This window comes from Streptomyces laculatispora (assembly GCF_017353455.1).
Lineage (GTDB): Bacteria > Actinomycetota > Actinomycetes > Streptomycetales > Streptomycetaceae > Streptomyces > Streptomyces laculatispora.
This window is the reverse complement of record NZ_JAFMPZ010000495.1, coordinates 1-8,963: the sequence shown is the minus strand read 5'-3', so window position 1 is coordinate 8,963 and position 8,963 is coordinate 1. Positions and strand designations below refer to the sequence as shown.

The following is an 8,963-nucleotide window of genomic DNA, read 5'->3' as shown; positions in this document are numbered from 1 at the left end:
GCCCGCTTTCGCGCGTACGGAATCCGGTCCGGCACCCCGAGCGCGGCCCGGAGCAACTCCTCGGCCCGGCGCGCCGCCATCAACGGCCCCCGCCCCAGCCAGCTGAAGACCACCGCCCCCTGCTCCCGCAGCCGGGCCGCGCCGCGCTCCTCGGCGGTGATCCCCACCTTCAGCATCCCGGGCCCGAACCAGGCCAGGTACACGCGGTAGGTACGCGGATCATCGGGAATCGTGTCGGCCGCCACCGAGTGCGCCCGGTCCAGCCGCCCGCACTCGGCGCATCGCGCGCCCGTACTCCGCTCCGGAACCAGGGCCGCCATCGGGCAGGCGTTCCCCCGCGCCCCGACGCAGGTCCGCTCCCCCGAGGCCCGGAACCCGAGCTCGGTCCCGTACGCAAGGACGCTCCCCCGCGTCCGACGGCCCTTCTGCCACCCGAGCACGGGCCCGCCCCGCTCCTCCGGCCACCGCAGACCGGTGCACTGCCACCCCATGCGTGAACTCCCGGACTCCTGGACGTGAAACGGACGGATGCGAACCCGCCATGGTTCCACATATCGCCACCCAGTGTGATTCGCGTCACACTGGGTGGGTGGTGGGCTCGATTCCAGGATCCCTCAGAGGTGTTTCGACCATGACCAGCATCAAAGGCACTGCGCTCGACAGCCTGCGCTCGAATGTGCGGGGGCCGGTCATCGCGCCGGGGGACGCGGACTACGACACGGGCCGCGGCATCTACAACGCCATGATCGACCGGCGCCCCGCTGCCATCGCTCAGTGCGTGGACGTGGCGGACGTGCGGGCCACCCTCGCCTTCGCCCAGGACACGGGGCTCGACCTTGCCGTACGCGGGGGCGGACACAGCGGGCCGGGGCTGTGCCTGGTCGACGACGGGCTGACCCTCGACCTCTCCCCGATGCGCTGGGTGCGCGTCGACCCCGAAGCCCGAACGGCACAGGTCGGCGGGGGAAGCCAGTTGGGCGACCTGGACCATGCGACGCACACCTTCGGCCTCGGCGTACCGGCCGGGATCATGTCGACCACCGGCGTGGGCGGCCTCACGCTGGGCGGCGGGCACGGCCACCTGACCCGCGCGTACGGCCTCACGATCGACAGCCTGCTCGCCGCGGATGTCGTCCTGGCCGACGGCGCGGTCGTCACCGCCTCCGAGACCGAACACCCGGACCTGTTCTGGGCGTTGAGGGGCGGCGGCGGCAACTTCGGCGTGGTCACATCGTTCACGTACCGGCTGCACCCGGTGGACACGGTCGGGGTCGCGGTGACCGTGTGGCCGGTCGACCGCACGGCGGAAGTGCTGCGGTGGTACCGGGAGTTCATGCCCGCCGCGCCGGACGACCTGAGCGGCTTCTTCGTCCTCCTGACCGTCCCGCCCGGGCCGCCCTTCCCCGAGGAGATCCACGGGCAGAAGATGTGCGGCGTCGTCTGGTGTTACACGGGCGACCTCGCGGCAGGCAAGCTGGAGGAGACCCTGTCGGTGGTCAACGACCCGGCACCGCCGGCCTTCCACTTCACCAGCCCCATGCCGTACCCGGCCCTGCAGGCCATGTTCGACGACCTGCTCCCCAAGGGACTCCAGTGGTACTGGCGCGGCGACTTCTTCGACGCGATCTCGGACGAGGCGATCGAGGTGCACGCGAAGTACGGCCGCAACCTCCCCACCGGCCTGTCGACGATGCACATGTACCCGGTGGACGGAGCGGCCCACCGGGTCGGCTCCGACGCGACCCCCTGGGCCTACCGGGACGCCGTGTGGTCCGGCGTCATCGCCGGCATCGACCCCGATCCCGCCAACGCCGAGGCGATCCGCGAGTGGTGCGTCGACTACTGGACCGAGCTGCACCCGCACTCCATGGGCGGCGCGTACATCAACTTCCTCGGCGAGGCCGAGGCCCCGGACCGCGTCCGGTCCACCTACCGCGGCACCTACGACCGGCTGGCCGCGGTCAAGCGCACCTACGACCCGGACAACTTCTTCCGCGCCAACCAGAACATCACGCCGACCGCGGCGTGAAGGACCCGCAGGACCGGGATCGCGGGGAGGGCTGCCTCACTCCTTCACAGAGCCGGGCCTTCACGGAGTGCGGCCTTGACCACGTGCGGCCTTGACCAGGCACGGCCTTCACCAAGCACGGCGTCCCCAAGGTTCGTCGCAGCCTTTCTCCGGCGACTGCCTCCAGCGATTACTGCCTCCAGCGATTACTCTCCGGCCATGTCGAATCAATCCGTGGCGGCCGGCGTCACTCTCGCGGGCGTCCTGGCGCACTGCGGTGGAAATCCGGTAGGCGCCGTGATGTTGCTGGCGGGAGCTGTGGCCTCCGCGCCGGCTGCCCCGGAACCCTATGCGGCCCTCGCCGAGTTGTGGCGGGACCGGCGCCCGGAGCTGAAGGCGGGCCTCGAAGGGGACGGCTCCGTGAGCTCCGTTTCGGCGCAGGCCTACTTCCTGTTCCTCGAAGGCGACATGGACAACGCGGTGATGGCCCTGGGTTCGGTCGCGGGGGCGCGGCCCGATCTGCCGTGGGGCGCCGCCCCATGGTTCGGCGATGAGCGATTCCTCGACACGGTGAGCGCCGAGGCGCTGGCCGAGGCGTGTCTGCGGACCTTGGACTACGCCCACGACCTGGACAGCGACGAGATGCGTGAGCGGTTCGCGCCCTGGTTCCGCGCCATCGACAGGGTCTCCCGACGCAGTCCGGTGCCGGAGTCGCTGGCCGCCATGGCCCGGCTGCCGCGGGCCTGCGGCCGCTACGAGCAGTCCTTCGCCCTGTGCGACCGCGCCGATGCCGTCGAGCGGGTCATGTGGGTCGCGGTGGCACGAGCGAGCACCTGGCGGGCCATGGGCGATCTCGACCAGGCTGCGGCAGCCTTCGAAGACGCCCTGGCCCTGGACCCTCACAACTGGTCCCTCTGCCTGGACCTCGGCGACGTGCGTGCCGAGCAGGGTGACTTCGCCGCAGCTGCGGCGCTGGCCGAACAGGGCCTGCAGCACGAACCTCAGGAAGTCTCCCTGCGCGCGGCGGCAGCCTCCTACCGCACACGTCTGTCCGGCTCGTCCGAGGACCTGCGGGCTCTGGCCGCGCTGGCACCGCAACTGCCGGACACCGCCTACCGGGACCTGCTGATCGACTACGCGTGCGCGGGGCCCGGCCTGCCCCAAGGCCTCGTGGCCGAGGTCCGCCGCATCCGGAACTGAACACACCCGCACAGACCGGCGTGGGCCGCCGCTGCGTCGGGCCGGAGAGGGCGCCGCCCGGCGGCAGAAGCGCCGCGCGCACCGGCCCGACGCAACGGTGACCGGCGGATACACACCAGGTCGCGAGCGCCGCCACCGTGCCAGTGCCGGCGCCTGCGCCACGCACCACAACGGTCCACGGCCGGGCGGGCACCGCGAGCGTTAGGATCCGGGCCATGCCACTGACCGTGCAGGACGTGGACCGGTTCGAGGCCTCCAGGCCGCGCCTGGAGGCCATCGCCTACCGCCTCCTCGGCTCGGCGAGCGAGGCCGAGGATGCCGTGCAGGACACGTTCCTGCGCTGGCAGGCCGCCGATGTCGACCGTATCGAGGTCCCCGAGGCCTGGCTGACGAAGGTCCTCACCAACCTGTGTCTCAACCAGCTCACCTCGGCCCGCGCCCGGCGCGAGACCTATGTGGGCCAATGGCTCCCCGAGCCGCTGCTCGCAGGGGACTCGATGCTCGGCCCCGCCGACACCGCCGAACAGCGCGAATCGGTCTCGTACGCGGTGCTCGCCCTCATGGAGCGGCTCTCCCCCAACGAGCGGGCGGTGTACGTGCTGCGGGAGGCGTTCGGATACCCGCACCGCGAGATCGCCGGGATCCTCGACCTCACCGAGGCCGCCTGCCAGCAGATCCTGCACCGCGCCAAGAAGCACGTCGCGGAGGGCAGGACCCGCACCGAGATCGACGAGGCGACCGCCCGGCGGATCGTCGGGGAGTTCCTCGCGGCCGCCACCAGCGGCCGGACCGAGCCGCTGGTGCGGCTGCTCACCGAGGACGCCGTCTCCATCGGCGACGGAGGCGGAAAGGTCCCGGCCCGCGCCAAGGCGTTCGAGGGCGCCCTCGCGGTCGCGACCTTCATGCGGGGCCTGTTCAAACCCGGCAAGGCCAAGCGCGCCCTGGTCGGCGGCTCCCCCGGGGTCTACGCCACGACCGCCAACGGCGCCCCCGCCATCGTGGCGGTCTTCGAGGGCCGGGTCGTCGGGATCATGTGCCTGGAGATCACCGCCGAGGGCATCGCCGCGATCCTCAACCAGGTCAACCCCGACAAGCTCGAACGCGCGAACCAGCGCTGGGCGGCCGCCGGCGACCACGGGGACCCCCTGTTCAACGCCTTCTAGTCTGATGTGAGGCGCGCCACACCCTGCTCCTGTCAGGAAACGGCGGGCTGCCCGGTTCAAGGGGCGAACCCGCGCGAGACAGGAGCAGGGAAATGCAGCACCGAATCATCGTTCTCGGAGCCGGATACACCGGAGCCACCGCCGCCGGGCGCCTCGCCAAGCGCCTGCGCCGCGAAGACGTCACCATCACCCTCGTCAACGCCGAGCCCGACTTCGTCGAGCGGGTCCGGATGCACCAGCTGGCGGTCGGCCAGGACCTCAGGCCCCGGCCCTTCAGCGAGATGTTCGCGGGGACCGGGGTCGAGCTGAAGCTCGCGGAGGTCACCGGCATCGACGTCGGCCGCAAGACGGTCGCCGTCAGGGACGCGAACAGCGCCGAGAAGCAGGAGCTGGCCTACGACAGCCTCGTGTACGCGCTCGGCAGCAGCTGGAACACCCAGGGCGTCCCCGGCACCGCCGAGCACGCCCACGAGATCGCCGGCCGCCCCGGAGCACTCCGGCTGCGCGAGCGCCTGGCCCGCCTGGACGCCGGACAGCCCGTGGTCGTCGTCGGCGGCGGCCTCACCGGCCTGGAGGCCGCGACCGAGATCGCCGAGGCCCGCCCGGACCTCGACGTCGCCCTCGCCGCCCGAGGCGGGCTCGGCGACTGGCTCTCGCCCAAGGGCCGCCTGCATCTGCGGAAGGTCTGCGACCGGCTCGGCATCACCGTGCACGAAGACACCGCCGTCACCGGCGTCGCCGCCGACCGCGTGGCCACCTCCGACGGCATGTCCATCCCGGCCGCGGTCACCGTGTGGACCACCGGCTTCGCGGTCCACCCGATCGCGAGGGCCACCGCCCTGGAGGTCACCGGCACGGGCCAGATCGTCGTCGACGGGACCATGCGTTCGGTCTCGCACCCGGACGTGTACGCGGTCGGCGACGCGGCGATGGCGATGGGCCCCGGCGACAAACCCCTGCGGATGTCGTGCGCCTCGGGCACCCCCGCCGCATGGCAGGCCGCCGACACCATCGCGGCACGCCTGACCGGCGGCAAGCTCCCGAACACGCCCGTGCGCTACTTCAACCAGTGCATCTCGCTGGGCCGCAAGGAGGGCGTGATCCAGTACGTCACCGCCGACGACCGCTCCGTCCGGGCGGCCCTGACAGGACGGCTCGCCGCCGTCTACAAGGAACTGGTCTGCAAGGGCGCGGCCTGGGGCGTCGCCAACCCGACCCTCGGCCTCCCGGCCAGGCGCCGGCCGGTCGTCCGGCCCGAGCAGCAGCCCCACGAGGCCGCGGTCGCCAACGCCGAGGCCTGACGGGCGCACGCTCCCCGCGCACACGCTGTCGCAGGGAGCGTCGCTCCGGCGCGGTTCATTCGCGCCAAACGGCGACCAGGCGCCCCGCCAGAGCCAGTACCAGCGCTGCCGCGAGGAGATACAGGCCAAGACGTTCTTCGGACACTACCGGTGACCACACCCGCCAGGCCGACGAGCTGTAGTTGTCGGCGTCCATGGAGGATCCGTACAGGTAAACACCGGAGAGCGTGGGCCCCGTGCTGGTCCGGCTTCGCAACCACAGGAGAGCGCCTATGGCGGCGCAGGTCGCCGCTATCGCGTACAAGGCCGTAGCGCTGCGCGGGGTCTGTCTCTTCACGGGCTCTTCCTCGCCTCTGTCGTCGTGTTGTACGGATCCTCTCGCCGCCCACACCGATCACCTGAGGGCAGAGTCGTGCCGAGCGCCGGTACGCCTACGGCGCACCCCGGTGAACTCGTACAACAGCACGTCATCCACGAGCCGGTTCGTGTACAGCCGACGGGTGTCACGCTCCCCAAGGTTCTCCAGGGCGGCAAGCACCAGACCCGGGTCCGTCGCGGCAGCCGACCGTAACTGGACGACCTCCCCACGGGTCAGCCCTTCGATGCCGTACGACGGGCCGTCGGCACCCACCACGGCCCCCGCCTCCCGCGCATCGGTCACGGAGCGGCGGAACGCCTCGGGCGGGTCCGTACGCCCATGCCCCACGGGCTCCCCTTCCCGCGCCAGAGCGGCGGTGATCCAGGCCGCCGGGCGGACCGGCCGCCATCCGGCAGCCAGGCCGCAGAGCTCGGCCGCGATGTCGCGCGCGTCGAGGCCCCGGTCGATGAGCGGGCGCAGCGCGTACGCGAGACGGCGCAGCCCCTCGGGCTGGGTCCATCCTACGAGCGGCCGCACCTGCCGGGCGGTGGCGATGTCCCGGGCCACCTGAAGCGGGGACCGCCGCGCCGGGCGGCCGGATGTCGCGCGCCTGCGCGAGGTGTAGTTCAACTTCCCACTCACATCAGCTCTGCGTACGTCGTGGTGGGGCCCGGAAGAATGGGGCGCACGCCCGCCTGAACTGCGTTTTCCCACAGCCGGGTTGTCCAGAGCCCCGGTTCTCGCCCGCCCGGCCTCGACCGCACGGTCCCGGCCCGCGTCCGTCACCCCGCACACCCGCGCCCTGTAGCCGGCGCCCTCCAGACGGTGGCCCATCGCCGCGTCGTACACGGCCGGGATCGTCGCCGCGTAGACCGTCGCCGTGCCCGCGTACCGGCGGCCGGGCAGACGCAGGTTCCGCTTCGTCCCGTGCCGCCGCCACACCAGCGCACCCAACTCCCGTAACACCCGGACGTGCCGCTTCACCGTCGCCACCGACACCCCGCACCGGGCAGCCGTACCCTCCAGGTCGTACAGGACGAACCCGAGCCGGTAGTCCATCCGCCCGGCCAGATCCCGCGCGACGACCAGCGTCGTCGCCCCTGCCCGGCGGTGCAGACCCGCCTCGACGAGCCACATCACCGCCCGCAGCCACGCACGCGGCCGGGCGCTCCGGGAAGCCGTCGCATCGAGCTCCTGAAGGAGGCGAGGCACGGGGGTCCATGCCGGATCCGGGCATGACGGAGAAGCGCAGCACGAAGCCGCGCCGGTGGGATGGCGCATCACAGTCCGTGGGGTGAGGAGCGGCCGGTGGGGCCGCTGAATTCAAAGGGGGGGAGCCGTTCCGGACGACGGCTCAGGGCATGGGAGTGGTCACCACGCCGGTACCGGCCCTACGATCGAACGCGAATCCTTCTCTTCAGGGTGGATTTCGGATCGGCGGGCTGATCACCCGCTGGTCACTACGGCCGGGCGGTCTCTACACCGCTCGGCCGTTCTGCTACCCGGCCGAGGTCTCGGTGTTCTTCTTGGGGCGGTTCTTCCCGGAACCGGAATAGCCCCGCTCGATGTCCTGCACGGTTCCGATCGAGACCCCCAGACTCTCGGCGATCGCTCGGTACGTCACCTTCTGCGACCGCAGACGCAGCACGATCCTCCGGCGATGCTCCTTCAACCTCTTGGTGCGCTCGGTCTGATCTCTGAGCAGGCGGCTGATGATCTGCGCCTTCTCTAGCGAGTCCTCCATCGACTCGACGGCGTCCAGGCCATCGAAGACACGCTGCACCTCCTCCCTCTCGACCGGCCCTTCGCTCTCTGTCTCGGCCATCCCGTTCCTTCGAATCGGGCGTGCCGCTTGACTTACATTATGGGGGTCCCATAAATTTGCGGTCAAGCGGCGACGCCACCAGCAACAGAAAGGCCCCGGACCGGAGTTCGTACCTCCACATGGCCGGGGCCAGTCAGAACCCTGAGATCACCAGGAGACCGACCATGCGCCATCCTTCCACCCCGGTACCCCCACCCGACAGGCGGCTCGTCACGCTGCCTCCGGTCGTGGCGCTGTCCTCCCAGCAGCAACGGGGCGTGCACTGCGTCTTCTGCGGTACGGCCCTGCACACCGGGGCGGTCCGCGACCTCGGCCCGCGACTGACCAAGGCGCACGGATCGGTGGTCCGCTGGTTCCCGCGCAGCTGCCGGTCGTGCTGGGAGGCACAGCGATGACGTGCGACCGCTGCGGCCGGCCAATCGCCGCCGGAGACGAGGAACGCGTAATGATCCACGGCGCGTCAGGGGCGGGCGGCACGATCACCGTGCACGCGGCGTACTGCCTCCCACCACGGTCCCGCCCGGCTCCCGCCCATCGCGTGTAGGGCACGGCATACGGCCCTGGGCCTCACCCAAATGTTCGCGCTCCGAGCCGGCCTGCGGGTCATCCCGCTGCGGAACACCCGGCACACATGCAGTTCGCTGCTGGTCGCGCTCAAAGTGCATCCGAAGATCGCGCAGCGCATCGTTCGGCACTCACAGATCGCCATGACGATGGAGGTCTACGCCGAAGCGAGCGAGGAAGAAGTACGCGATGCGATCGGCAGGCTGTCCGGCGCCATGGGCGGTACCGGCTGGCAGCGATTGGCACGGTTGCTGTACTTCGCTGCCGCACGGGCAACGCGAGAGGCCCCCAGGATTTCTCCTGGGGGCCTCTGGCCTGCTGTGCACTCGGCAGGATTCGAACCTGCAACCTTCTGATCCGTAGTCAGATGCTCTATCCGTTAAGCTACGAGTGCTTGTGCGTTCCGGGCTTTTTTCTGCCCCGTCGGCGTTGCGAGAACAACATTACATGACCTGCGCCGTGACGCGAAATCCATTAGCCGCACCACTGCTGAGCTGCGAGATCACCGGTTCGAGACACCCCCCGATCGGCCCAGTCCCGACCC

The 8,963-nt window shown here is 70.9% G+C and carries 9 protein-coding genes, 1 tRNA gene and 1 pseudogene; 6 read left to right on the top strand and 5 right to left on the bottom strand.

The genetic code is table 11. The features are described 5' to 3' along the window. A partial coding sequence (locus J1C73_RS25140; protein ID WP_207318385.1) for a DUF2797 domain-containing protein occupies positions 1–491 on the bottom strand: 491 nt, incomplete at its 3' end. A 140-nt stretch (positions 492–631) separates the two neighbouring features. On the opposite strand from J1C73_RS25140, the gene J1C73_RS25135 reads away from it, so the two are divergent. From J1C73_RS25135 to J1C73_RS25120, 4 genes are all read left to right on the top strand, one after another. Next, the gene (locus J1C73_RS25135; protein ID WP_207318384.1) at positions 632–2,029 is read left to right on the top strand and encodes an FAD-binding oxidoreductase; all 1,398 of its coding nucleotides are present in this window, start codon (positions 632–634) and stop codon (positions 2,027–2,029) included. 198 nt (positions 2,030–2,227) lie between these two features. Further along, on the top strand, positions 2,228–3,208 hold the full coding sequence (locus J1C73_RS25130) for a tetratricopeptide repeat protein (RefSeq protein ID WP_207318383.1): 981 nt from the start codon (positions 2,228–2,230) through the stop codon (positions 3,206–3,208). Positions 3,209–3,423: 215 nt separating this feature from the next. Beyond that, positions 3,424–4,371 carry an RNA polymerase sigma-70 factor gene (locus J1C73_RS25125; protein WP_207318382.1) on the top strand — a complete coding sequence of 316 codons (948 nt, stop codon included), beginning with the start codon at positions 3,424–3,426 and terminating at the stop codon, positions 4,369–4,371. A gap of 92 nt (positions 4,372–4,463) precedes the next feature. Then, positions 4,464–5,672, top strand: a complete 1,209-nt coding sequence (locus J1C73_RS25120; RefSeq protein ID WP_207318381.1) for an NAD(P)/FAD-dependent oxidoreductase — start codon at positions 4,464–4,466, stop codon at positions 5,670–5,672. Between the two features lie 55 nt (positions 5,673–5,727). On the opposite strand, the gene J1C73_RS35180 is transcribed toward J1C73_RS25120, so the two are convergent. The 3 genes from J1C73_RS35180 to J1C73_RS25105 all read right to left on the bottom strand — a co-directional run bounded on the left by J1C73_RS35180 (position 5,728) and on the right by J1C73_RS25105 (position 7,855). Beyond that, entirely contained in the window at positions 5,728–5,868 is a 141-nt protein-coding gene (locus J1C73_RS35180; RefSeq protein WP_242644672.1) for a hypothetical protein, read from the bottom strand. A gap of 198 nt (positions 5,869–6,066) precedes the next feature. Further along, the gene (locus tag J1C73_RS25110) at positions 6,067–7,242 is read right to left on the bottom strand and encodes a cell wall protein (protein WP_207318379.1); all 1,176 of its coding nucleotides are present in this window, start codon (positions 7,240–7,242) and stop codon (positions 6,067–6,069) included. A gap of 286 nt (positions 7,243–7,528) precedes the next feature. After that, positions 7,529–7,855, bottom strand: coding sequence for a helix-turn-helix domain-containing protein (locus J1C73_RS25105; protein ID WP_207318378.1), 327 nt, complete (start codon positions 7,853–7,855; stop codon positions 7,529–7,531). 164 nt (positions 7,856–8,019) lie between these two features. Between J1C73_RS25105 and J1C73_RS25100 the strand changes: the two genes are divergently transcribed. Together J1C73_RS25100 and J1C73_RS25095 are read left to right on the top strand one after the other, a co-directional pair. Next, positions 8,020–8,250, top strand: a complete 231-nt coding sequence (locus J1C73_RS25100; RefSeq protein ID WP_123460524.1) for a hypothetical protein — start codon at positions 8,020–8,022, stop codon at positions 8,248–8,250. 171 nt (positions 8,251–8,421) lie between these two features. Beyond that, a pseudogene (locus J1C73_RS25095) lies at positions 8,422–8,649 on the top strand (site-specific integrase); the annotation flags it as partial. Positions 8,650–8,740: 91 nt separating this feature from the next. On the opposite strand, the gene J1C73_RS25090 reads toward J1C73_RS25095, so the two are convergent. Further along, positions 8,741–8,813 (bottom strand) — tRNA-Arg (locus tag J1C73_RS25090). Positions 8,814–8,963: the final 150 nt, after the last annotated feature.